We start from the raw sequence: 24,782 nt of genomic DNA on the forward strand, positions 1-24,782 counted from the left end.
GCCCGTGATAAAAATGTCAGGGTGCATCAAGGGATCAGTATTCTTTTTCGAAGAAAATACCGGCTTTCGATGACCCGTCCGCTCCAACTTCACCGCGCACTTTCAGTCCGCGGTTCAGATCTATATCGACCTGCACGCGGCTCGAACTTGTCCCGGTTCCCTGTTCAACACCCAGGTAGATGTTGTCGTTTATATATTTGCCGACCGAGACCGACGGACCGTTTTCGCCATTGGTATTGACGTCGATCGCATCGAGCCCGAGCGACTTGCGGATCGAAGCAAGGGGACCGTTGTCGTTTCCGCCCGTCAGGGTGGCTATGGCGGCAGCCAGCCGCGCTATCTGGGTTGGCGAAAGATTGCCGACGCTCTTGCCGAAGAGCAGGAGAGCGAGAACTTCGTCCTGCGGAAGTTCCGGAGAGGATGTAAACGCGATTTGCGGGTCGTCCGCCGCGCCGCTGACACTCACGGTAATCGTCGTATCACTCACGGACGTTGTGGCAGCAAAATCGATGACCGGTGTCAGCGATCCCTCGAACGTGGCGGTGCCGTGCGAGAAGAGAAGACGGCGCGTCAGGATATCGAGTTGACCGCGCCTGAGGCTGAAAGCGCCGATCGCTTGCGGGGCGGTCGTCGTTCCAACGATCTTGAGCTCTCCCTGGAGTTCGGCATCAAGCCCGCGGCCGCGAACGAAGATGCGGCCAGGCGCGGAAAGCAGAATGTCGAGGCGCGGCGGAAAACGCCTCTCCTGGGTTCCGGTCTGCCGCGATCCGCCGCCGAGTTCCGCAGCCTGCTGCTGGACTGCCTTCGAGGCGTTCACATGGCGCACATCGACCGGAGGAATGGCGCCTGGCAGATTTTCAGGAATGGAAATGTCGGCCTTGTTGATCGTGACCTTTCCATCGATCAATGCCGAACCGGCCGGGGAAGCAAGAGGTCCGGAGATTTTCAGATCGGCATCGATGTCCGCGGTGACGAGACCGGGATCGACATACCGGCCATTGTTCAGCTTGAGGGCAATATCGGCGGTCAGGCCGTCTTTCATGCCGACCGTCCCCTCGGCGGAAAATGTGCCGCCGGTGGCGAGATCTCCCGCGATGCCGTTCAACACGGCCTGGTCACTGGACACCGATACGGTGCCGCCGATGTTCTGAGCGGTCAGGCCGGTCGTCAGGCTGGTTATTTTCAGATCGGCCGGCGTTGCCGTGATCTGGTAGGAAGGATCGGCGACGTTGCCTGTCACCGTACCCTGCAGGGAAATCGAGCCTTCGCCCCTGAGCCCGGCGTCCAGCAGGGGACGTCGCACCACGGCCAGGGGAACCGTGCCCTCAAGCGATATCGACAGAGCGTTGGGCCTCGAAAGTCCGATGGTGCCCGCGGCGGTCAGATTCAATCCGTTAGGATCGCTGACACGGGTGGTCTGCGTAATCTCGTTGGATTTCAACGAACCCGATGAAGTCAGGTCGAGAGCGGTCAGACTGTTGTTGCTGAGGTCACTGGAAGTGAGCGAGGCGCCGGTGACCGTCCACTCCGCCTCGGGCGACGATGCGCTTCCTTTGGCTGCCACACTGCCCGACAAGGTGCCGCCAAGACCCAGTGACGGCAAAAATGCATTTGCGAGGTTCAGCGGCACGGACTTCAACTTGGCCGTGAGGTCCAGCGACTGCCCGGCCTTGCCGGCTACCGACAGCGACCCGTTCCCAAGCCTGAGTTCCAGAGGGTCGATTATTGCTTCGCCGCCGCTATAGGAAATGGTGGTTGGCTGCTTGAGCGCGCTGGTGAGGCCCTGGTAGTGCAGGGCGAGTTCCTGAAGCGCCAGCACATAGGCACCGCTATCGAGTTCGCTGACGCGGGCCTTGAGGGTCAGTCCGTCGCGATTATCCCTGTCCATGGCCACTTGCGCCGTAATCGCGGTGCCGTCCCCGTCCGGTGTTACACTGATGTCGGCGCTGTGTATGGGGGTTGCATCCGTAAGCAGACCCGCGAGTTGGATATCCGCCGTAATGTTTTCCGGAGCATAAGGAGCCGCAACGTTGGCTTTCAGCTTCAGGTTGCTGAAACTGACCGACGGTATGCCGATATCGGCGCCGGTCACGTCAACAGCCAGCGTTCGGTCTTGCGGGTTGGCGGAAAGCGTGCCCTGCAGGCGGCCACTGATGTCGGTGAGCAGCAAGGGGGAGAGGGAGGCGAGATCCGGAGCATCGATCTTCAGATCGCCCTTCAGCGTCTCGACGGGCTTGTCCACGTCTGCGATGGAAAGGGCCCCCGTCACAGTGTTTCCGGCAAGGCGGATCGACAGGGGCTCGACGTCGGCGCCACCGTCCTTGCTCGTCAGCACCACATCGACGGCAATCGGCTGACCGTTGAGCGATGCCGTGCCTTTCACGGCAGCCGTCGGCGCGGCCGGATCGGCCGTCGCATCCGCTGAAAAGCTCAGGTCATCGAGTGGGGTTCCGGCAAGCAGAATCTGTTGAGAGGTGGCGTTCGCCTGTACTTCAAGAGCGCCGAGCGGACCGGACGAACGGACGTCCAGCGCGAGGCCGCCTTCAAGACGGGGATCGACCTTGGAAAGATCCTCGAGGCGGACTGTCAGATCGGACGTCAGAGAGGCCTTTTGGTAGTGCGCGTTGCCGCGAATCTCCAGGGCCTCGTTTTTCACCGCCAGGCTCTTGACGGTTACGTCATCCCGCCCGGCCAGATCCAGTGTCAGATCGACGTTGCTTTCGCCAGTGAGCAGCGCGTCCGCCTGAGACACGTCTGTTTTCAGCTCACGCAGAACAAGCGCGCCCGTTGCCGAACCGGTGAGTGTGTCCGGGTCAAGGTCGGCGGAAAAGGTTCCGGCAAGGCTTCCCGCGAGATTGCGCCCGGCAAGACCAGAGAACATTGCCAGATCCGGTACGGACAGGCGGCCACGAGCATCGATTTTACTGGCCGAAATCTCCGAATCCGTCAGATTGGCCTGGCCGGCCGTTGTGCTGACGGAAAAGCCGGCGATCTGCAGGGACTTGTTTTTACCGTCAGCCGTACCATTCCCCTGCAAAGACACCGGGCCCGACAGCGGAGCGGTTTCTTTCGTCAGTCCTTCCAGTCCGGCAATCGCGAGAGAAAAGCGGAACGGGGAGGTCATGACGGTGGGGGTAAGGTTGGCGCCCGAGCCCGAAGCCTTGAGATCCATCTCGCCCGTCCGGACTTCCGCCGTTTGAAAGGACGCAATGCTCACTTCGCTCGACCAGTCTGCGGATGATCGCTGGCCGGAAACGGTAAAATCGGCTTTCACCGGGCCGAAAGCAATCCGCCGGTTGGCCAGTTCAACGGCAATCAGGGCGTTTTCGCCCGCGCTCACCGAAAGGTTTGCGGTGGCGTTGATTTCCGCGCTGGTGAGGTCTGCGCTGGCGTTAAGAGAGACGGTTCGGGTGGTAAGGGCGAGCTGAGCCGATTGCGGGGCGAAATCGCCGGAAAACCGGGCTTGCCCGGAAGCGTTCGTGGTGCCGAGTAAAAAGGCCTGGACTTCGGGTGGCGCCAGGGGGGCGAGATCGCCGTCCAGATCGAAGGATAGATGCCGGCCGCCGGTGTCTTCCTCGATTCTTGCGGAACCGGTAACAGTTGTTCGTCCGTCGAGAGCCAGGTTGAGCTTGGCCGCCCAGTTGGTCAAGGGGCCGTCGCCTTTCAGCTCAAGGCGCAGGGCCGGAAGGTCCGGGACCTCAAGCAGACGGGCAGCCAAACCTCCGCGTGGCTCCGACACTGTGATGTCGAAGGCAAGTTTTTCTGCTGCAGGTTCGAATTCCGCGGCGGCGATCAGACCGGCGTCGACACCGTCGATCCGGTGGACGTCGAGATGAGCGGTGAGGAGGGCGGGGTTGGCAGCGAAGGCACCGGATCCGGAGGCGTTCAGAGAAACGGGTGTTCCGAGCAGTGCCGGCCCAAGATTGATTTCCCCAAGACGGAAACTGTCCAGAGTGACATCGACGGGCAGCGAGAAACCGGTAGAACCATCGCTTTTGGAACTGGCGCTGGCGGCTTCGTCCTGCGGGGCTGAGGGCTGTCTTTCCAGATCGACCTGGCCTGCTGTCACGCTGGAGATGTCCAGCTCGCCTGAAATGAGCTGCAACGGGTTCCAGCTAAGAGTGATCCGGTCGGCGGCCAACCAGACGCCGGCCTCATCGGCAACTGTCAGTCGCTCAAGTCCGCCGTTGAGTCCGAAGCCGAGATAAAGGCCTTCGACCCTGACTATCCGTCCGTCCGTGGAGACAAGGTTGCTGACGACACCCGAAACAAAAGCCCGGCCGGCCGATACCTGCATTGCAGCGATCGCGAGAATCGGAACGATAATCGCGAGCGCGATCAGGAATCCGAAGATCCGTAATGAAAGCTTTAGAAAACGCATATGCGCTAAAACGCCTGGCTCAAACCGACATAAAGGGCGAAATCCGGGTCACCCGGTCCCGGATCCAGAGGTATGGCCGCATCGATGCGAAGCGGTCCTATAGGGGTAAAGTAGCGCAGCCCGGCACCTACGCCCACCTTGAGGCCCTCAGAAAAGTCGGGAAAACTGTTCTCATACGCGTTTCCGGCATCCACAAATCCAACGACACCGATCGTTTCGGTCATTCTGACGCGAACTTCTCCGGACAATTCGATGAGGGAGCGGCCTCCCGTTACTTCGCCATCCACACGCGGACCGACATTGCGGTAGGCATATCCGCGGATCGAGCCGCCACCGCCGGCAATGTAACGCCGGCTTGCCGGGACAGCTTCGACGGAGGGCGCGAAAATGGAGCCCGCGGTGACTTTGCCGGCAAGGATGAAGCGTTTGGATTCATCCAGTGCGTAGTAGCTTGAAACCGTGCCTTTCACGAACCCCATGGCGTTGGCATTCAGCGTGTCATATGCCGGTTCCGCGAAGAACGCGGCAAAGACCCCTTTGGACGGGTTCAGAAGATTGTCCCTGTTGTCGAAGGTCAGGTCGGCAGGCAATCCGACGAGCAGATAGTCGCTGTCCCCGAAGACGTCCTCTTCATTGGCATAGAAGACCTCTGCGCCCGCACGGCCCTTGAGCTGATCCGTGAATTGGCGGTTCAGATAAGCATCATAGGTAATGGTGCGGCTTAAATAGGCATCGGGATTTTCCTGCCGCGCGCCCAGGCTCGTTGAAAAACTGGTCAGGGGACCGAACACTCCGGGTTTTTCAAAGGCAATGCGTGCGGAATATTCGAGGCTCTCCAGGCTTTCGTTACCGAGCCGGCCGACGGATCCTTCGATCGACAGCAGTTCACCGCGGCCGAACAGGTTTCTGCGCCGCCAATAGGATTCCACTCCGAAGCCTTCCGTGCTGGACCAGGAAGCCCCCGCACCGATCACATGACGTTTGCGCTCAGTCACCTCAATGGTGATCGGCATTGTGCCGTCCGGGCCTTCGATGTCACCCTCGACCAACCGGACCGATGAAAAAATACCGAGGTCATTCAGTCGCTTGCGGGTGCGTGCAAGGTCCTCCGGGGAATAGAGTTCACCTTCCGGCAACATCGCCTGCTGAACGACAAATGCCGGATCGGTCACTTTCGTTCCGCTGACTGAGACGGCGCCGAAACGGGCCTTGGGACCGGCATCCGCGATCAGGGTGACGGCGAGACTGTTGGTGCTGTGATCGGCCGTAATCCTCCGCTCGGCGATTTTAGCCTTCGGATAACCACGTCCGCGCAGGACGGAGACCATGCGGCTTTCCGCTTTCAGGATCTCATCGGAAGCTGCCACCTCGCCGGGAGAAAGCCCCCAGAAAGCCGGATCTGTGGAAAGGTCCGATCCGCGCGAGGAAATCGAAATGTCCGCGAAGGTGAACACGGGACCCGGATCCACCAGAATGATCACGCTGACCGGACGAGCCTCGGGTAAATCGGACTGCTCCAGGGCCGTCTCGAGCGGGATACCCGCGAGCATGATTTCGACTGTTCCACCATAGCGGCCAATTGCGTAAAGCTGTGCGATCAGGCGTTCGCGGTCGGAGAGCGCGCGTGCCAGCAATCCGGCTTCTCCGGAAGGGGGGCGGTCCTTTTGCTGCATCAGGAGCGATGCATCCCTCAATTCCGTCGCTATACGTTCATTGTCGTTTGAGACGGTGAGTTCGGGTTCGTAGGAAATGGGGTCCGGAACGGCCTCGGAATTTTCTTCAGAAGATCCGAAGGGTTTCCAGCCGAAAAGTTCGAAAGAATGAGCCGATTGCGGTGCTGCCGTCAGTACCGTGAAAATCAGTCCGGCCTGGAGGAGGCGTCTGGCAGCACAAAACGCACCGCGCGCCGGCAAGCCGGCCAGTGTCATCAAAGCGTAACCACGCGCACCCGAATCAAAGCCGGGTTTGCAGGACGGTAGACCCTTCACTTACTGCCGCCTGACGGTTTGGCATGGCCGGATTGCCTCGGTGCGACCTGTCACAATCAAGCCAAACTGCATACGCAGCCCCTACGTTTCTCACGTTAGGTCAACCACGGTTAATGTACTCTCAACACGATAGATCATGGCGTCGCGGGCAGCGCAAGTGCGCAGGCGCTACAACGACTTCGCTCGAACAGGTGTTGCCGCGGCCACAAGCGGTGCAACCTTCGTTCGAAGGAACAAGGATTGCTCGAGCATTTCAAGTTCGATCGGTTTTGCTATGGAAAGATCCCTAGAACAACGGGTCTTCTTCCTGAAGGTTGAGCAGGCGCCGTGCGGCGGTTAGCGTGTTGACCATCAACATGGCGATGGTCATCGGCCCGACACCGCCGGGAACCGGCGTGATTGCGCCTGCATGTTCCAGCGCTTCTTCGAAGGCGACATCGCCGACAAGCCGGCTCTTGCCCTCGCCGCGCTCAGGCGCGGGAATACGGTTGATACCCACGTCGATCACCGTCGCCCCCTGTCCGATCCAGTCCCCCCCGATTATCTGGGGACGGCCGACTGCGGCGACGACAATGTCGGCCGCGCGCACGACATCGGGCAGGTTTCTGGTCCGGCTGTGGGCGATTGTGACGGTGCAGCTCTCCTGCAGCAAAAGGCTGGCCATGGGTTTGCCGACAATGTTGGATCGTCCCACCACGACGGCGTTCTGCCCGGCAAGCGTGTCCCCCAGCGTCCGTTTCAGGAGAACCAGACAACCCGCTGGCGTGCAGGGAACCAGCGCGCTGGCCCGTTCTCCGGCGGTCAGAAGGCCGACATTGACGGGATGGAACCCGTCGACATCCTTTTCCGGCCGGATCAGGCGAAGCACCTTGCTTTCGTCGATATGCCCGGGCAGAGGCAACTGCACCAGAATGCCGTGAATGTCCGGGTCGTTGTTGAGCTTGTCGACGAGCGAAAGAACATCCGCTTCGCTGGTCTCTGCGGGAAGCGTATGCTTGAGCGAATGAAAACCGCAGGCTTCCGCCGCCCGGTCCTTGTTGCGCACATAGACCTGGCTTGCCGGATCTTCCCCGACCAGCACGACTGCAAGGCCTGGACGCACACCGCTGGTCTCAAGCAGCGCCGCCGCCCGGCGGGTGATTTCTTCGCGAACCGTTTCCGCGATCGCCTTGCCGTCAATGATCTGTGCCTCGGGCATTCCGCTTCCTTGTTACTGTGTCCATGAGCTGAAATCCGGATTCGACGACAAGCTATAGATTGCCGTGAGCAATTGAAAAAGACGGTTTGCGTCTTTTCCTGCTCCCGTTTCGTCATTAACGCCTGATACAGGCCGTCGCATTCCTTTAAAGAGACTTCGCAAATGCGCTCAATTCGGAAATTGCGCAAACGATGTGATAGAGCGAACTGGCCGGGGCCGGCTCGTCGAGAAACTGGCCCTCCGAAGTGAGCTTGTCGTGCCAGAGACCGTCCGGCACACCTTTGAAGTAGATCTGCAGCGCATGCACCGCATCCGGTATATCGGCGAGATAGGCTTCTCTCTCGGCCCCGGTCGAGATCCGCGCCAAAGCGACTGCCGCCTTGATCCATTCGGTTTGTCCCCAAAGCCGGGCAACCGGATCGCGGACGGTGAAATCGTCGTTCAGCGCCATGAAGGCCACGCCTCGGCTTTCGTCGATGCCGTATGTCCAGCCGATGTCATAAAGGCGCCTTGCGGCGATAAGGGCGCCCGCATCGTTTCGCGATTGTCCCCAACCCGCCAGCAGCCAGGCCCATTCGAACTGATGTCCGGGTTCCATCACCCGGCCCTTGTCGCCGGGCATCGGCGTCCAGTCCAGATCGAAGAATTCACGCAGGCCGCCGTTCACGGGATCGATAAACCGGGTCAGCGCAAGTTCGGCGATTTCATCCGAGAGGTCTCTCCAGACCGGATCGTCGGATATAACTTCCCAGGCGAGGCACGCCTCGAACAGGTGCATGTGCGGATTGGAGCAAAGTGGCGCCTTGTCCGGTTGGGCCTCCCGGAAACCGGCTTCAGAATGACGGTAATTCTCGAACAGAAAATTGAGAAGATTTAAGGCCTGTGCGGCTGCCGAGGCCCTGCGTTCGGGGGGCGCCGCCGCTATCTGGGCGAATCCCAGCAGGGCGAAGGCCTGATTGTAGAGGTCGAACGAAGGATCCGTGATGCGGTTTTCCATATCCACGGCACCAGCGAAATAGCCTGCATCTGTCAGGAACGCTTTCCCGTGCCAATCCGACAGCTTTATCGCAAGCTCACCGGCCGGACCCGCCCAGCCAAGTTTTGCACCTTCCAGAAAAGAATAAATCTGCCGGGGAACGACACGCGCCCGGCGCGGAACTGGAACCGCCCGCATGCTTGCCAAGTCGATTGCTTCGAAACACTCACCAGTCACAAGGTCAGCGCCTGCTGCAAACCAGACAGGAAGAGCTTTTTCTGTCAGCCACCTAGTTAAATTTTCAGAGGATTTCTTTACTGTTTCACGGATTGTGGTCAGGTCGTTTGCGGTCATCGATGTCCTCATCGGGAGCGGGGAAAAACCGGGTCACTAGCGCGTTGTGTGTGCCGATCTTAGGACGATAAATCGGAAATTAATCAATTCACTAGGAAAAAGAGGTGTACTGTTACAGCAAAGTCACAGGTGGGACATTTCTCCTGGGAATAAGGCTGTTGCGTCTTGGACATGACGGCAAGAGGATGCTACCAGACGGACAGCAAACGGGTGGATCGGGATCTAATGCGAATTTTGTCAGTACTGGTGGTTGCGGGGGCGTTGTTCGGATGTTCCGCTCTACCCGGAGACGGGCCGGCCGCGATTAATATTACCTCGCAGGATGTTGAGGAAAGCGCCAAGGCTGGCGATTATACCGTCGTAGTACTGGAAGCGACAAATATCGATCTGGTCAAGGCCTATCGGCCCCTTGCATTCGCAAACCAGTTCCATGGCGTCGGCAGCGGCGGTTCGTCGTCCCTGCTCGGTGTCGGTGACACACTTGTTGTCACTATCTGGGAAGCGTCTCCCGACGGCTTGTTTTCCAGCGGTGGGGGTGGGTCGAGCCAGATTCCGTCCGTGGTGGATGAAAACGGTTCTATTTTCATCCCGTATGCAGGGAGCGTCCGCGCAGCCGGTCTCAGCATCGAAGGGCTGCGCCAGTCGATCCAGAAAAAACTGATCGGAAAGGCCGTAGAACCGCAGGTCCTTGTTTCACTGAAGGACAAGCTCAGCACCACCGCGGTGGTTGTCGGAGACGTGGCGAAGCCGGGCGTTTACCCTCTGCCCCTGCGCAATACGCGTCTACTTGACCTCGTAGCCCAGGCGGGTGGGTCCCGTGAGGCCACTTACGAGACGGTCGTTACGCTGAAACGGGGAAACCGCGCCGGTACGACACGGCTGGAAGATCTCATAGATTATCCGGAAAATAACGTTCTCATTTCACCGAGCGACAACATACTGCTGTCGCATCGTCCGCGCACCTTTTCAGCTTTTGGAGCTGTGAAAGACAATCAGCTGGTTCCGTTCAGGACCAAGACCGTGACGATGGCCGAGGCGCTGGCAACGGTAGGCGGGTTACGCGATGATCGTGCCGACGCGAACGGGGTGTTCCTGTTCCGTTATGAAGATGCCGCGCTTGTCCGTAAACTTAAGCCGGCCCTCGACCAGAAGCTTTCCGGCCAGACGGCTGTTCCGATGGTCTACAAGCTAAGCCTCAGAGATCCCCAAGGCTTCTTCCTGGCTCAGAACTTCGAGATGCGGGACAAGGATATCATCTACGTCTCGAACCATCCGACCGCGGAACTCGGGAAATTCCTCCAGATCATCGCGCCGCTGATCAGCAATTACTCGACGGTACAGAGAATTTACGATTAAAGATTGCTGGTCGCAACATTCGGCGGTTCGAACCGGCTTCTCAAGCCGCCTAAGCCAGCAGATTGGCAAAACGCAATGAGTCCAGTCAGCTCCATGGTGGTGCTTTTTCTGCAAGGTCCGCCCGGGATCTTTGCGCGCACGATCGCGGACAGCCTGGAGAAACGCGGCGTGCGAACCTTGCGGGTCAATCTGTCGGCAGGTGACTGGCTGGGCTGGCATGACCGCAGATGCCGCTCCTATCGTGGCAACCTTGAGAACTGGCCGAATTGGCTGCGGGACTTTTGCCGGCAGAACAGAATTACCCACATCGTCTATTACGCCGATCGCATTCCTTATCATGTCGCGGCGGCTGAGGTCGGCGCGGACTTGGGGCTAACCTGCCTGACCTTTGAAAACGGATATCTGCGGCCCGACTGGATCACTCTGGAACATTGCGGAATGTCAGCCCACTCTCTCTTTCCGGAGGATGCGGACCACATCCGCAGAAGCGGTGAGGCGCTTCCGGAAATTGATCGCCAGCCTTTGTACAAGTATCCGTTCATCAACGAAGCGGTGAACGAGGTTACTTACAATATGGCCAACGTGATTTTCGCATGGGCCTTTCCTGGTTATATACGTGACAAGCTCTATCATCCCTTCATCGACTATCTCAGCAACATTCCCCGGTTCGCGATGGCCAAGCGCCGCGACCGTCACGCCTATCATGTCATCGACGACATCATCGCTACCGGGCTTCCTTACTACGTTTTTCCCCTGCAGCTTCAGAGCGATTATCAGCTTCGTTACAATTCCCAGTACGATCATATTGCCGACGCGGCCGAGGATGTCATTCGGTCCTTTTCCCTCCATGCCCCATCGTCTGCCAGGCTGGTCTTCAAGGTTCATCCGCTTGATAACGGGATGGAGCCATGGTCGCGGATCTTGCGCACAATCGCCAAAAAACACGGCGTCAAGAAACGCGTTCTGCTTGTGGATGGCGGAAACCTGAACAGGCTGCTCAGCCATGCGGCAGGATCCCTGACCATAAACAGCACGACCGGTTTACACGCTTTGCGGGCGAACTGTCCGACGAAAGTTCTCGGGATTGCCCTCTATGACATTGAAGGGCTTACCTGTCAGAAACCGCTGGACACATTCTGGCGTGAAGGATCGGCTCCCGACCAGGAACTTCTGGACGCGCTGGAACGTCTGCTGGCAGCTTCGATACAGGTCAAGGGTTGCTTTTATACCAGGGAAGGCCGTGAAGCCGGCGCGGAACTGATGGCCGAACGCATCATTGCCGGCACCGTCAATTTACCGGACGCGTTTTGCGAGGCACCTCCCAGGCTGGAAAAGGCCCGATCGCGCGGCATAGCAACAACTTTTTGCGAGCAGCTGAAGGCGCGCGGCAAGATGGAGCGATGGACTCATGTCTGGCCCGGCTGATCCCCGCAAGGGAGAGGTCAGGGCGGACTGCTCCGAGCGACGGATACTCTTTCTGCAGGGGCCGCTGTCACCTCTTTTCAGAATGACGGGAAACCATCTCAGGAAATTCGGCTGCCAGGTGTTCCGGATCAATTTCTGTGCCGGAGACTGGATGCAGTGGCACGGAAAGGAATGCACCAGCTTCAAAGGCTCACCGCGGGACTGGCCTGACTTCATTGAAGACTATTTGGCCGTGCATGGAATTACAGACCTGGTGCTGCACGGAGATCAGCGGATCTACCACAGGATCGCCGTCGAAAAGGCGCTGCCGCTGGATATTCAGATTGCCGTGACCGAACTTGGGGCATTGCGGCCCGGTTGGATGACGCTGGAGAGAGACGGGTTGTCGACACTGAGTCGTTTTCCCGCCGATCCGGATGCCGTCCGGGCTGTTGCGGACAGGGCGGGAGATGTGGATTTGGAACCGCGGTTTCCATCCTCCTTCTGGCTTCAGACGGCTCCGGATGTCGCCTACAATCTGACGAACGTCTTTTTGAAGCTGCTTTATCCAAACTATGTGCGGCATACGATCTACCCGCCGATAGAGGAGTATCTGCGAGGGGCCTCGCGGCTCCTTCGGGAAAAAAGGCGGACTGCCGAAGCGGATCGTAAAATCGAGGCGCTCCGGCAAACAGGTTGCAGCTATTTTGTGCTGCCGATCCAGCTGGAGGGCGATTTCCAGCTTCGCAGGCATTCCCCGTATCAAAGCTTTTCCCAGGTTCTGGAAATTGTCTTCCGGTCCTTTTCCGAATCTGCTCCAGAGGACGCGCACCTGGTGTTGAAAAGCCATCCCCTCGATGTCGGCTTCGAGGACTGGTCTGGGGTATCGAACGCATTGGCGCTGAAATACGGCCTGAGTGCCCGTATGCATTATTTCGATGGCGGCGGCCTGTCGAAACCCCTTGAGGCAGCGGCGGGAGTGGTGACGCTCAATTCGACCGCCGGCCTGGAAGCCTTGCAGGCGCAGGTCCCGGTCAAAACCCTGGTGCCCGCCCATTATGACATGGAGGGGCTGACCCATCAGGGAGACCTTTCCGGTTTCTGGAATGATCCTCACAGGCCGGACCCGCTGCTTCTCAACGCCTATATACGCGCGCTGGCGGCGACAACTCAAATTCGCGGATCGATCCATAACCGGGAGGGCGTTTTTGTCGCTGCCTGGAATATCGCGGATCGCATCGCAAAACGTGAGCTCAATCCGCTCGGGGCCTTTGTCGAACCGCCTCCAAGGCTTGAAAAAGCACGTAAACTTGGAGTGCCTCTATGAGCGCGCGCGTCAAAGATCCGAAAATACTCTTCGGCGCGGCCCCTTCGCTCGTCAGGTGGAAGACGCTCATCAGGCGCGCGCTCGATGCGCAAGAGGCGAAGGAGCAGAACCGGGAACAACTCTATGTCGTCGCCGTACCGGAACAGCTGCCTTTGGCTGTCGACATGGCGAAGCGAAAGGCAGCGGTCCTTCTTCTCGTGCTACCGGGACCGACGCCGATTGAGGCCAAACGCGTTCCCGCAAGCCTCATTCTGCTGCCGCTGGACAAACCCGGCAATGAAGATCTGAGCAACCCGTGGCTGCTCCTCGCACGCGCCTGCGCGGACGCGATCGGTGGGGCTGCGGAGCGGTCCGACCAGCAATTTGTCAGCACCTGGCGTTCCCTTGACCTTTCTTGCGACGCAGCCGGAGAATCTGAAACTTCTGCCCGCGGCGGCGTGGATCTGGAAGGTGTTCTTTCGGACCGTAAGCACATTGGGAAGGAGGCGAGCGGGGTTTGGCGTGGCATCGAAGAGACTTCCGCCGAGCATGATATCGCTCCAGAGGCTGTACTGGAATCGATACTGACGCATAATACGGTCTGGTTTTCACCCTATACCGGACAACCGGTCAGGTGGTCCGAGGCCCTGCGAATCTTCCATACGGTCCAGACGAGCTGGCAGGAAAACTGCCGCGCGAGCCACTGCTATGGAGCCCAGTACTGGAACCATCCTTCAATCCGGGCAACCTTCTCCGGTACGGGCGGTGAGGTGTCATTTCACGAAACGCAGGAAGAGGCGATCGCGGCGGCAGGGCGAAGCGGCGGGCAGATCCTGTCCTGGGCGGGACGGACGGACGCGGCGTTTGAGGAAGCCTGCTCGGAAGCAGGAATCCCGCTCTTGCGGATCGAGGACGGATTTCTGAGGTCGGTGGGGCTGGGGGCCGGTCTTGCCCGCGGCGCGATGCTTGCCGTCGACGATCTCGGGATCTATTACGATCCGTCCCGGCCGAGCCGCCTGGAGGTGTTGCTGAAAGACTATGAGCTTTCTGAGGCGGAACAGCAGCGCGGCAAATGCCTTGTTGAACTGATCAGTGCCGCACGCGTGTCGAAATACAATTTCGGCAAATCGAGATCGTTTTCCTTTCCCGCGGACAGAACAACGATCCTGATCCCCGGACAAGTTGCTGACGACGCGGCGATCCGCAAGTCAATGTCGGCGACAATCGACTGCGCCAATACGCCGAATGTCAACCTGGATCTGCTGAAACTGGTGCGCGGCCGGCATCCGGACGCCCATCTGATCTTCAAGCCGCATCCGGATGTGGAAACAGGGTTGCGCAAAGGCAAGGTCGAACGGCGAACGGCATTGAACTATGCCGATGAAATTGCCGAAGATGCCAATATCATCGATCTGATCGAAGCGGTCGATACTGTTGAAACTTTCTCTTCGCTTTCCGGCTTTGAAGCGCTTCTTCGCGGCCGTAAAGTTACTGTGCACGGCGCACCGTTTTATGCCGGTTGGGGATTGTGTGAGGATCTGACGGAAATACCGGGCAGGGGACGCGCGCGCAGTCTGCCGGAACTGGTCTATCTTGCGCTGGTGAAATACGCCCGCACGGTCGATCCGGTCTCTCTGCTGCCCTGCACACCTGAATTCCTCGTGGCGAGGCTGAGTGAACAGCGCGGGGACCGAAAACACCTTCTTGTCACGGCGCTGAAGCGTCATTCATCCTGGCTCGGACGCAAACTGGGCATTTGATGTCTCAATTCAGCAGAACATATATGAAAGCGGAGCAATCCGGATGAAGGAATGGCCATGACGAACCGATATGACAGGGTCATCGTGCTGACAGGAGCCAGCGGCGGCATTGGCCAGGCGCTGGCCAGGGAATTTGCCTGCCCGGGAACCTATCTGGCGTTGATCGCGCGCGACGAGGCGCGGCTCGGACCGGTCATGACAGAAATACGCGCACTGGGCGCAGAAGGAGAAGCCGCGGCGATCGACATCCGTGATCGGAAAAAACTGCACGCCTACCTGAGCGACCTCGATACACGCCATCCCGTCGATCTTGTCATTGCCAACGCGGGAGTCACAGCCGGCCTTGGACCAAACAGGACCCGTGAGAGCGATGCGGACAGCGACCGGCAGATCGACGTGAATTACCGTGGTGTCGTCAATACCGTCTCCGGTGTTGTCGATGCCATGCAAGCGCGCGGGCGGGGACAGGTCGTTCTGGTTTCCTCACTTGCGGGAATGCGGGCCCTTCCGGACATGCCGAGCTACAGCGCAACGAAGGCCGCGATTATCGCCTACGGCCACTCTCTGCGCGGCTGGCTTAAACCCTTCGGCGTTTCGGTGACAATCATATGCCCGGGTTTCGTGACGACCCCGATGTCCGCCAGGCACAAGGGAGCAAAGCCTTTTGAAATGCCTGCGGAAAGGGCTGCCGTACTGATGCGGCGCGCGATAGAACGCAGGCGCGCCTTCTACGCCTTTCCGTTTCTGCTGGCATTCGGCATCCGGTTGCAGAATCTGTTGCCGCCGATCCTCGGCGATCTGTTCCTAGGGGGATTTGAAGCGGAAATCGAACGTGATCCGCGTTACCGGGAACCATCTGACAGATAGCGGAAAACGCGGCCGCCGGAGTAGCCTCCAGGGTTACCTGGCGGCCTTGATCAGCCGGTCGACCGCTGTCCCGTCCGCGCGCATGGCATCGAGTTCGGCGGCAGTCGTTTCCACGGCGCGGATGATCTGTTCTTCCGTGTGCTCGCTCGTGATGAAGAAGCGGATGCGTGCGGACTTTTCCGGAACGGCCGGAAAAATGATCGGCAGCGCGTTAATGCCTTTCGCAAGCAAACGGTTGGAAAGCGTTGCCGCACCGGCGGAATCACCGACAATAACCGGAATGACCGCGTATCCGGTACTCGGCCCGGTATTCAGCCCGGCTTCTTTTGCGAGCTTCAGAAACAGCGTTCCGTTTTTCTGCAGGCGCTCAACCCGCTCAGGCTCCTGTTCCAGCAATTCCGCCGAGGCGATGGCGGATCCGGCAAGGGCGGCGGACAGGCCAACGGAAAACACGAACCCCGGAGCCGAGACCTTCAGATAATCACACAGGACTTTCGAGCCGGCGATATAGCCGCCGCAGGAGGAAAAGGTCTTGCTGAGGGTTCCCATCCAGATTTCGACTTCGGTCGGATCGATCCCGAAATGCTCGGAAATTCCATGACCGGTCTTGCCGAGTACGCCAATCGAATGCGCTTCATCGACCATTAGCCAGACATCGTAGGCCTGCTTGAGTTTCACGATCCTCTTGAGGTCGGGAAAATCGCCGTCCATCGAGTAAAGGCCTTCGACGGCGATCAGGACTTTTTCGAATTTGTGCCGGTGATCGGCCAGCATCTTTTCCAGCGCATCGAGATCGTCATGCGGGAAATTCATGCGGGTGGCGCCGGAAAGCCTGACACCTTCGGCAATCGAATTGTGCACGAAGGAATCGGTGAGGACCAAGTCCCCCTTTTGCATCAGATGGCCGATGGTTGTCACGTTGGTGGCGTGGCCCGAGACCATGACGATGGCGGATTCAACGCCGTGAATGCGGGCCAGGGCCGCTTCCAGTTCGCCATGAAAAGGCCGTTCGCCGGCAACGATCCGGCTGGCGGACACACTGGTGCCGAAGCGGTCGATTGCTTCCTTCGCCGCGGCGTTCACCTTCGGATGTCCATTCAATCCCAGATAATTGTAGGACGCGAAATTGTCGTAGTTGTGCCCGCCGATAACGCTGGTTTCAGTCGCTAGCCCGTCATGCGGCCTGAAAAAGGGGTTTTCGATCCCCATCATGTCCGCGGCTGCCCGGTGCATCTGCAGCTGTTTGACCTGAGGCAATTCCTTGAAGTCGAAAACCTTGCGTTTGGGAGAGGTTGCCTGAGAGCGGTCGGGCGCTGACGCTGTGCGTCCGCGCGCGGACCGCCGGTTGGCTTTCAAGCTGTCCATAAGCTTGGCCCGATCATCTGAGCCCATAGCTGTCATTCCTTATTGCATCCGGCCTAGCTACTGGCAGTCAGAGGAAGGAACCGAGTTCACGGCTCTTGCTCTCGACTTCAGCCGCGACGTCGGAAAGGTCTTCTGTCTCGGAACGTTCGTCATCCGTGTGCAGGCTGGCGAGCTGTTGACTCTCGTCCGACATGCCGGACGCATTTTTTTCTCCAAGAACACGATTGGCCACGCGGCTGGACAAGTCAATCAGCGTTGCGCCATTGGCTAGTGACATCAGCGGAATGTCGATACCGAGCTGGCGTTCCGCGCTCATGCGCAGTTCCAAAGCCATCAGCGAATCCATACCGATATCCGAAAGCGGTTTATGCGGATCGATTTCCTCCGGCGCGATCCGAAGGATCTTGCCGATCTCCGCGGCCAGAAGCTTTGCAACCGTTTGAGCGGCGGTGACCTGATCCATGCCCAGCAGCATGACGGCCAGATCTATAACGCCATCGGAACCGGTGTCGTCTTCATCGCCAAGACCAAGCAGGCTGACAAATGGCGTTCCCACCAGAGCCAGATCCTTGCGCGCTGCCTGCCAGTCGACACGGGCGTAGCCGAGCGCTGCGAGGCTGACGTCTTTCGACTGCTCCGGCTGCGCCATCAGCGCCATGAGGCCATCCAGGGCTTCCTTGGCCGTCAGCGCGTGCCGGCCAAGCTTGCGGGACAGCAGTTCGCTGACGTCTTCGTTGCGGGCGAGATAACCGGCATCGGAAATGGCGCCCCAGGCAACGGCAAGCGCCGGCCGGTCTTCGGCGCGGCGTTTCCTGGCCAGCCCTTCCAGATAGCCGTTCGCGGCCACATAGTTGGCCTGGCCCGGATTGCCCACGAGAGTGGTTGCCGAGGAATAGAGAACGAAATGGTCCAGGGGATCGTCCGCCGTCAGGCGGTCGAGCAGCTCCGCGCCGCGGATCTTTGGAGCAAGCACCCGGGTCAGGCCATCGTGATCCATGTTGGCAATCAGGACGTCGTTCAGAACCATGGCCGTGTGGAACACACCCTTGATGGGTTTGCCGTGCGCGCGAATTTCGGCAAGCGTGGTTTTAACCGCCTTTTCGTCGGTGATATCGCAGGCATGGCCCTTGATGGTCACGCCTCGATCCGTCAACTGGCTGATGACGGACTGAGCTTCGTCACTGGCATCGCCTCTGCGGCTCAGCACCGCAAGGTTTCGAGCTCCGTGGTCGGCAAGCCGGTTCAGCAGAGCTGCCCCGAATCCGCCGAAACCACCGGCAATCACATAGACCGCGTTGCCGTCGAACGCGATGTCGGTTGCCGTGGGTATCGAAGCAGGCACCTCGGGCGGACGAATGACGATCTTGCCGATATGCCCGGCCTGCTGCATCAGGCGGAACGCATCGACAACGTCGGCCGCTTCGAACACACGATGCGGCAGGGGCCGCAGGGTGCCGTCCTCGAACAGTTCGACAAGCTTGACGAAAAGGTCGACGGCCAGTTTCGGCTGGCGGGTCAGCAACTGATCGGCGTCGATACCGAAATATGTGAGGTTCTGGCGGAAGGGACGCAGGCCGATCCGGGTATTGCCGTAATAGTCCCGTTTGCCCAGCTCCAGGAAACGGCCGAACGGCTTCAGCACCTCAATGCTGCGCTCCATCGCTTCGCCGAAGAGCGAGTTCAGAACCACATCGACGCCATCGCCGCGGGTTTCTTCAAGAACGGCATCGACGAAGGCGAGGCTGCGGGAATCCAGCACAACATCCGCCCCGAGGAGCTTCAAAGTGTTGCGCTTGTCTTCGGACCCGGCTGTGGCGATGATCTTCGCACCGCGCCATTTTGCGATCTGCAGGGCCGCCAGGCCAACGCCACCGGCGCCACCATGGATCAGCACGGTTTCCCCTTCGGACAGGTTCGCCAGATGCACGAGCGCATAAAAGGCGGTCAGGAAGGTCACCGGAATGGTGGCCGCTTCCTCCGCCGACACCGTCGAGGGCATCGGGGCGCATCCGCTTTCGTCGACCGTGACATGGGAGGCGAAACAGGCCGGTGCGAAGGTGATGACCTTGTCGCCGGCTTTGAACCGGGTGACATCAGGACCGCAGGCGATCACATGACCGCAGCACTCCATGCCAAGGGTCGGACCGGCAAAGCCGTCTTCCAAAGCCTCTTCCGGCAACAGGCCGAGCGCCCACATGACATCACGGAAGTTGAGGCCGCTGGCTTCAACCGCGATTTCGATATCCCGGCCGGCAAGCGTATTGCGCTCGACCGCCTTCCACGTCAGTTGGTCAAGCGATCCCTGACGCGAAATATCGAGCCTCATTGCGGGACGCGCACCTTCCGGGAGGGCGGCATCCGACAGGACACCGCCCTTGAGGAGGCGCAGGCCGGACCGCGTCTCGCTGTCGAGAACAATTTCCCGTTCGCAATTCGCGATCAGGATCTCCTCGGCGACACGGGCCGCGGCAATGCCCGGCTCCAGATCCGGAGAGACATCGATCAGCTTGAGGTTCGCATCCGGATATTCATTCATCACCACCCGGCCGAAAGCCCAGATGCCCGCCTGATCGGGGGCGGGCGCCTTGCCGCCGGCAATGTCCTGGGCTCCGGCCGGAGCGAGCAGGGTGAATTCACCCTTTTCAGCTCCGAGAGCTTTCAACAGGATCATCATGCTGTAGGCGCGGCTATCAACGGAATTCAGCGCGTCGCCCGGTTTGGCATAAGCGCCGCGCATGTGAACCAGACGCCCGTCATGAGCCGCCAGAAGTTGCCCAAGCGTCTCGTCCGGTGCTTCTGGTGGTCGATCCAGCTCCAGCGCGGCGCTCCAGATGCCATCGCCGAGCTGTTCGGTCACTTCGCCGGGGACAAGAAGCGTCGCCGCGTGTCCGTGCCGTTCCATGCAGGACTTCAGGCCTTCTGCCAGACGGTGCGCGGGGCCCTCCGCATCGGTCAGTAGCAGAAAAGCCTTCGCTTCCGGAGCTGCTTCCGCGGCTTCTTCGTCTTCCTCGGTACGGGGAAGGTCCGCATCTTCCGGAATGCGCGCACTGATCAGGTCCGCCTCGATCAGTGTACTCTTCAAGGGGACGATTTCGACTTCCCCGAGTCCGGCGGCTTCGAGGGTTTTCGTCCAGTCGCTCTGCTGCCTGGAGATCGGTTCGGCGGCGGTTGCTTGTTCATCCCACCAGCTCGACCCGACACCCATGATCAGGTCCGAAAGTGGTTGCGGCAGCGGTTCGGCCGCAAGCACCACGCCGCCAGGTGTGAGCGACCTGACGAAACGCTTCAGTGTTTCAGGATCGATATCGGCAAGCGAGGTATCGAACAGCACCAGGTCGAAATAGCTAATGGCATCGAATTCCGCTTCCGTGGGCTCAAGAAAGGTCGTTGCGGAACTCCCTTGCCAAAGCCGCTCCCCGCGGCCAACGGCGGCGGATGTCGCGTCTGTGACCGTCATGGCCATGTGGGTTGGATCGAGGTCCTTGTCGAGGTTTGCGGCGAGGCCGCCTCCGGCACCCACGAGAAGCACCCGCAAAGCCTGATCCTTCGACCAGTTCGCGAAAATCGATCGGGCGCTGCTTTGCAGCGCTGCGGACAATGCCCGCTTGCCCGGAGAGGAGGAACGGTAGGCGTCGAACAGGCTGGAGGCATAGACCTTGGAGGCCGTGTCTTCCAGGCCTGACAGGAATATGTCGCTCAGACCCGTCCACAGCCGCGCGAGAAGAGCTGCTTCCGCGATATGTTCTCCGCCGCCATCGGTGAGGGCCTGGAGCAGATCATGCGCCGCAGGATGTCCTGCAGGATCCTCGAGTCGGAAACCCTCATCCGTTTCCTCGCAAAGGCCGCTTTCCGACAACCAGATCAACATGCTCGAAGCAAGCGGCGCGGCCGTTTCGTGCAGTTCGCCCGCCGCCACAAGATCGCGAACACGGATTTGCCTGTCACTGAATTTTCCGAACAGCGTGTGATGAGAGATCGCCCGGCCGAGCGCCTCGATCAAAACGCGGCTGTCCTCCGGTTCCTGCTCTTCTGAACCGGCAAGATCCAGTCTTTTCGCAAGGCTGGCGAGTCCCTCGAAGGTTTTCAGCAACGGGGAGACGCGGTTCGGATCGGGAAGCACAGTCGCGATCTGCCGGTAAACGAGATCATCCGGCCGTGTGTCCTGGCCGAGCGTAACCGCCTTGAAACGGGCCTTGTTCAGGCGCACGACCGTCTGTCCTTCCGCATCCAGAAATTCGAAACTCGCCTCGATCGACCGTGGAGAGGCCTTGGTGACTTCTATGCGCACCGAAGCCGGATGCGTTTCAGGCGCAAGAAGGCGCAGAGTTCCCAGCCGGATCGGCAGGAAGGAGGTATTTTGCGGTACGCCCTTTACACCATCGAGAAGGGCGAAGAGCCCGTGAAATCCGGCATCGACCAGTGTCGGGCACAGCGCGAAGGACAGCTTTTCCACACTTTCGTCCTGGCCCATCAACTCGACGGTCGCGGTCGTATCGGAATGTTTGATCACCCGATGGGCCCGCCGGAAGGCCGGGCCGTAGTTCAGGCCGAAACTCTCTGTGACCTTGTAAAGGGTTTCATGATCCAGAACAGAAACCGTGTCCGTGCCTGTCTTCAGCCACGGCGTTCTTGAAGTGGTCGAAGGGGTAATGAAGGTTCCACGGGCATTCAGCGACCAGTCATTATCCGACAGCCGCGGCCGGGACAGGATTTCGATCACATTGTCGTCTGCTGAAATCCGGACCTGCGTTTCCCAGACCTCGTCGCCGTCTATAACCAGCGGTCGCACGATGTCGAAATCGCGCAGTTCGATCTGATCGCTCCTCGTCCAGCGCAAGGCCGCCCTGAGGCACATTTCGATGTAGCCTGCCGCTGGAAATACAACGCTTTCTTCGACCTTGTGGTCATGAAGGAACGGCAAGGAGCCGCTGTCGATATGGTTGAACCACTCGGCAGTGTCCTTGCGCAGCCGGTATCCCAGCAGCGGCCACGTCTGGCCGAACATGAAATCGACCTGTTCCGGGCTGCTTTCCGGGCGGTATTCCGTGTTCTGCCAGGGATAGGAGGGCAGGGCGGCCCGTCGGGCGGGTTTCGGCCCGACGTATTTTTCAAGATCCGTCTTGCCGCCATGGGCCAGAATGGAAGCGGCGATCCGGTCGAGCGGGTTGCCCGTGGCCGGGGCCGACTTTTTGGACGGTTCCTTGAGCGTTTCGAGGAACTTGGCTTTCTTGCCCTTGGCTCTCAGAACGTCATTGATATAGGTGCCAAGGACGGGCTTGGGACCGATTTCCACCAGGACGCTGAAATCGTCGGCGGTCATGTTTTCTATCGCAGCGGCGAAAAGAACCGGTTGGCGCACATTCTTCCACCAGTATTCACTGGAAACGCTGACGTTTTTTTCCTCGGGCGCCACGGTCGAATAGAACGGCAGCACGGCTTCATCCGGTTTGAGCCCTTCCAGAGCGGCCAGAAGCGGTTCTTTAATCGGGTCCACGAGCGCACTGTGGAATGGATAGGCGAGGTTGAGACGGCGCATCGCCCATTTTTTCTTGCGGGCGAACTTGGCAAATGCGTCCAGACTGTCGCTGTCGCCGGAAATCGTCACGCTGCGGGGGCTGTTGTCGGCTGCCAGTTCAAGACGGGGCAGGCCGCTTTCCTTGATGGCGGCAACCGCCTGATCGGCCGACAGCAGCAGAGCGCCCATGGAACCGAGATCCCGGACGACTTCCTGCTCGCTTGAACGGGCCCGGATGACACGCACGGCCTGTTCCAGATCAAGTGCACCGGCGCACCATGCCGCCGCGACCTCGCCGACGGAATGCCCGGCTGTGCCCGATGCCGTGATGCCGCGTTTGCGGAGCGATTCCACGATACCGATCTGAATCGCAAATAGCAGCGGCTGGGCGATTTCCGACCGTTCCAGATCGCTTTCCAGGTCCTCGGCAAACAACGTGGTCACCAGTGACCAGCCGCTCAGACCCATGAAGATCCTGTCGACCTTGTCGAATGCATCCCGGAAAGCCGTATCCGCCTGGTAGGCTTCCTGGCCCATCCCGGCCCATTGCGAGCCGTTTCCGGAAAAGACGAAACCGACTTTCGCATTCGCCTTGATAACGCTTCCCGAAATAAGGCCGGGCAGTTCTTCGCCGTTTTCGGAGAAAGAACGCAGCGCGTCGAGTTTTTCCTGCCTGGACTTGCCCAGAACGACCAGGCGTTCGGACAACAGGTCGCGGCTGTGGGCGCTCGAGGCGATCAGATTGCCCGCGGCTTCCTCGCCGGCTGCGTCGAACCGCTTCAGGTAGCGTCCGGCAAGTTCCTGCAGGGCTTCCCTGGAGCGGGCGCTGAGAATGAGCGGCGCATCTTCCGGCGCCTTCGTTTCGCTTTCTGGAACCGGGTCCGGATCGCCGATGACGGCATGTGCGTTGGTGCCGCCGAAGCCGAAGGAGTTGACACCGGCAAACCTGCGTTCCTTCGAGGGCTCAAGAGCAATTGCTTCTCCTGCGACCTTGAGATTGAGCTCTTCGAACGGAATATCCGGGTTGGGCGTGTTGAAATGAAGTGACTTGGGAAACAGATCTTCCTTGAGAGCCATCAGGGCCTTCAGGAAGCCAACAAGCCCGGAAACCGGCTCCAGATGGCCAACATTGGTTTTGACGGACCCGATCGGCAGTGCGTCGCTTCGTTTTTGTCCGATCACCTTGCCAAGCGCATCGGCCTCGGCCGGATCGCCGACGCGTGTACCGGTGCCATGCGCTTCGACGAAGGCCAGTCTGGACGGATCGATACCGAGCCCTTCGTAGATCTCGCGCAGTAAATCTGCCTGGGCATAGGGCGAGGGGAGAGAGAGGCCGACGGTGCGTCCGTCTGCGTTGATGCCTGTGGCCAGCAATTTGCCATGACTTTTGGAACCTTCGGGCATCCCGGCACGCGCAGCGCGCAGAATGACCACCGCGCCGCCTTCGGACCGCACATAGCCGTCACCATTGGCGTCGAATGCCTGGCAAAGCCCGGTCGGGGAAAGCATGGTGGCTCGGGAAAAACCGACAAAGGCGAACGGACTGAGAAGCAGGCTGACGCCGCACACGATCGCGGTGTCGATCTGGCCGCTCTCTATCGCAGATACGGCTTCATGAAGCGCGACGATCGAGGAAGAACAGGCGGTATCGACCGTGAAGCTCGGGCCTCTCAGGTCATAAATATAGGAAATTCTGTTGGAGACGATCGACAGGGTATTGCCGGTCATGAACTGCATGTCCGCCATGGCCGGATCGACCAGAAAGCGGTGATGGTAATCCAGCGAAGATGCGCCGACATAGACCCCGGTTGAAGTGCCGGCAAGATCGCTCGGCCGGATATTGGCGTGTTCCAGAGCTTCCCAGACGAGTTGCAGCAACAGACGCTGCTGCGGGTCCATCTGTACGGCTTCGCGTGGCGAAATACCGAAAAAGGCCGGATCGAATCCCCAGACGCCATCCATTTGGCCGGCTGCCCAGGTGTAGGTCTTGCCGGAGGTGGATTGAAGCGGATGGCCGAATCGCGCCAGCGGCCAGCGATCAGGCGAAACCGATGTGACGGCGCATTCACCGTTTTTCAGAAGCGACCAGAATTCGTCAGAATCTTTGGCTCCGGGAAGCCGACTGGAAAAACCTAAAATGTCGATGTTTGAGGTAAGCGCCGCCACAGAACAACCTGTTTTTATTGGTTAAGATCGATCAACCTATTGAGTTTTAAACAAAATTATAGTCAACGAATACTCATTTCTCAACGCTCCCTCAACGTCAGAATCGCTTGCGGATGGTCCATCCTGCATAATGCCGCGAGCAAGCT

The 24,782-nt window shown here is 59.5% G+C and carries 11 protein-coding genes; 5 read left to right on the forward strand and 6 right to left on the reverse strand.

Annotation, left to right across the window (positions count from 1 at the left end; all coding sequences use genetic code 11):
• Positions 1 to 34: 34 nt before the first annotated feature.
• The 4 genes from CLV41_RS20735 to CLV41_RS20750 all read right to left on the reverse strand — a co-directional run bounded on the left by CLV41_RS20735 (position 35) and on the right by CLV41_RS20750 (position 8,741).
• Positions 35 to 4,381 carry a translocation/assembly module TamB domain-containing protein gene (locus CLV41_RS20735; protein WP_103224335.1) on the reverse strand — a complete coding sequence of 1,449 codons (4,347 nt, stop codon included), beginning with the start codon at positions 4,379 to 4,381 and terminating at the stop codon, positions 35 to 37.
• Positions 4,382 to 4,386: 5 nt separating this feature from the next.
• The gene (locus CLV41_RS20740) at positions 4,387 to 6,309 is read right to left on the reverse strand and encodes an autotransporter assembly complex protein TamA (protein WP_103224395.1); all 1,923 of its coding nucleotides are present in this window, start codon (positions 6,307 to 6,309) and stop codon (positions 4,387 to 4,389) included.
• 346 nt (positions 6,310 to 6,655) lie between these two features.
• Positions 6,656 to 7,567, reverse strand: coding sequence for a bifunctional methylenetetrahydrofolate dehydrogenase/methenyltetrahydrofolate cyclohydrolase FolD (folD, locus tag CLV41_RS20745; RefSeq protein WP_103224336.1), 912 nt, complete (start codon positions 7,565 to 7,567; stop codon positions 6,656 to 6,658).
• Between the two features lie 145 nt (positions 7,568 to 7,712).
• On the reverse strand, positions 7,713 to 8,741 hold the full coding sequence (locus CLV41_RS20750; protein WP_408014152.1) for an AGE family epimerase/isomerase: 1,029 nt from the start codon (positions 8,739 to 8,741) through the stop codon (positions 7,713 to 7,715).
• A gap of 327 nt (positions 8,742 to 9,068) precedes the next feature.
• Here CLV41_RS20750 and CLV41_RS20755 point away from each other — a divergent pair, with 327 nt between their 5' ends.
• From CLV41_RS20755 to CLV41_RS20775, 5 genes are all read left to right on the forward strand, one after another.
• Positions 9,069 to 10,253 carry a polysaccharide biosynthesis/export family protein gene (locus tag CLV41_RS20755; protein ID WP_235867209.1) on the forward strand — a complete coding sequence of 395 codons (1,185 nt, stop codon included), beginning with the start codon at positions 9,069 to 9,071 and terminating at the stop codon, positions 10,251 to 10,253.
• 75 nt (positions 10,254 to 10,328) lie between these two features.
• The gene (locus tag CLV41_RS20760) at positions 10,329 to 11,678 is read left to right on the forward strand and encodes a capsule biosynthesis protein (RefSeq protein ID WP_208987636.1); all 1,350 of its coding nucleotides are present in this window, start codon (positions 10,329 to 10,331) and stop codon (positions 11,676 to 11,678) included.
• Positions 11,662 to 12,984: a capsule biosynthesis protein gene (locus CLV41_RS20765; RefSeq protein WP_103224339.1), complete on the forward strand. Its 1,323-nt coding sequence runs from the start codon at positions 11,662 to 11,664 to the stop codon at positions 12,982 to 12,984. Before CLV41_RS20760 ends, CLV41_RS20765 begins: the two co-directional genes overlap by 17 nt.
• Entirely contained in the window at positions 12,981 to 14,723 is a 1,743-nt protein-coding gene (locus tag CLV41_RS20770) for a capsular polysaccharide export protein, LipB/KpsS family (protein ID WP_103224340.1), read from the forward strand. The genes CLV41_RS20765 and CLV41_RS20770 overlap by 4 nt, the downstream gene beginning before the upstream one ends.
• Before the next feature lie 57 nt (positions 14,724 to 14,780).
• Positions 14,781 to 15,590 (forward strand): SDR family NAD(P)-dependent oxidoreductase, encoded by an 810-nt coding sequence (locus CLV41_RS20775; protein ID WP_103224399.1) that lies wholly within the window; start codon positions 14,781 to 14,783, stop codon positions 15,588 to 15,590.
• Between the two features lie 33 nt (positions 15,591 to 15,623).
• On the opposite strand, the gene CLV41_RS20780 is transcribed toward CLV41_RS20775, so the two are convergent.
• Both CLV41_RS20780 and CLV41_RS20785 read right to left on the reverse strand, forming a co-directional pair.
• Positions 15,624 to 16,982, reverse strand: coding sequence for an aminotransferase class I/II-fold pyridoxal phosphate-dependent enzyme (locus CLV41_RS20780; protein WP_103224341.1), 1,359 nt, complete (start codon positions 16,980 to 16,982; stop codon positions 15,624 to 15,626).
• Between the two features lie 40 nt (positions 16,983 to 17,022).
• Entirely contained in the window at positions 17,023 to 24,636 is a 7,614-nt protein-coding gene (locus CLV41_RS20785; protein WP_208987637.1) for a type I polyketide synthase, read from the reverse strand.
• Between the last annotated feature and the right edge of the window lie 146 nt (positions 24,637 to 24,782).

The sequence above is a fragment of the Roseibium marinum genome (assembly GCF_002906165.1).
Classification (GTDB): domain Bacteria; phylum Pseudomonadota; class Alphaproteobacteria; order Rhizobiales; family Stappiaceae; genus Roseibium; species Roseibium marinum.

What these genes read in the sequence shown, in the direction of transcription:
- CLV41_RS20780 (WP_103224341.1), bottom strand. Translation starts at nt 16,982, where the DNA reads ATGGGCTCAGATGATCGGGCCAAGCTTATGGACAGCTTGAAAGCCAAC.
- CLV41_RS20760 (WP_208987636.1), top strand. Translation starts at nt 10,329, where the DNA reads ATGAGTCCAGTCAGCTCCATGGTGGTGCTTTTTCTGCAAGGTCCGCCC.
- CLV41_RS20770 (WP_103224340.1), top strand. Translation starts at nt 12,981, where the DNA reads ATGAGCGCGCGCGTCAAAGATCCGAAAATACTCTTCGGCGCGGCCCCT.
- CLV41_RS20765 (WP_103224339.1), top strand. Translation starts at nt 11,662, where the DNA reads ATGTCTGGCCCGGCTGATCCCCGCAAGGGAGAGGTCAGGGCGGACTGC.
- folD (WP_103224336.1), bottom strand. Translation starts at nt 7,567, where the DNA reads ATGCCCGAGGCACAGATCATTGACGGCAAGGCGATCGCGGAAACGGTT.
- CLV41_RS20750 (WP_408014152.1), bottom strand. Translation starts at nt 8,741, where the DNA reads ATGCGGGCGGTTCCAGTTCCGCGCCGGGCGCGTGTCGTTCCCCGGCAG.
- CLV41_RS20755 (WP_235867209.1), top strand. Translation starts at nt 9,069, where the DNA reads ATGACGGCAAGAGGATGCTACCAGACGGACAGCAAACGGGTGGATCGG.
- CLV41_RS20775 (WP_103224399.1), top strand. Translation starts at nt 14,781, where the DNA reads ATGACGAACCGATATGACAGGGTCATCGTGCTGACAGGAGCCAGCGGC.
- CLV41_RS20735 (WP_103224335.1), bottom strand. Translation starts at nt 4,381, where the DNA reads ATGCGTTTTCTAAAGCTTTCATTACGGATCTTCGGATTCCTGATCGCG.
- CLV41_RS20740 (WP_103224395.1), bottom strand. Translation starts at nt 6,309, where the DNA reads ATGACACTGGCCGGCTTGCCGGCGCGCGGTGCGTTTTGTGCTGCCAGA.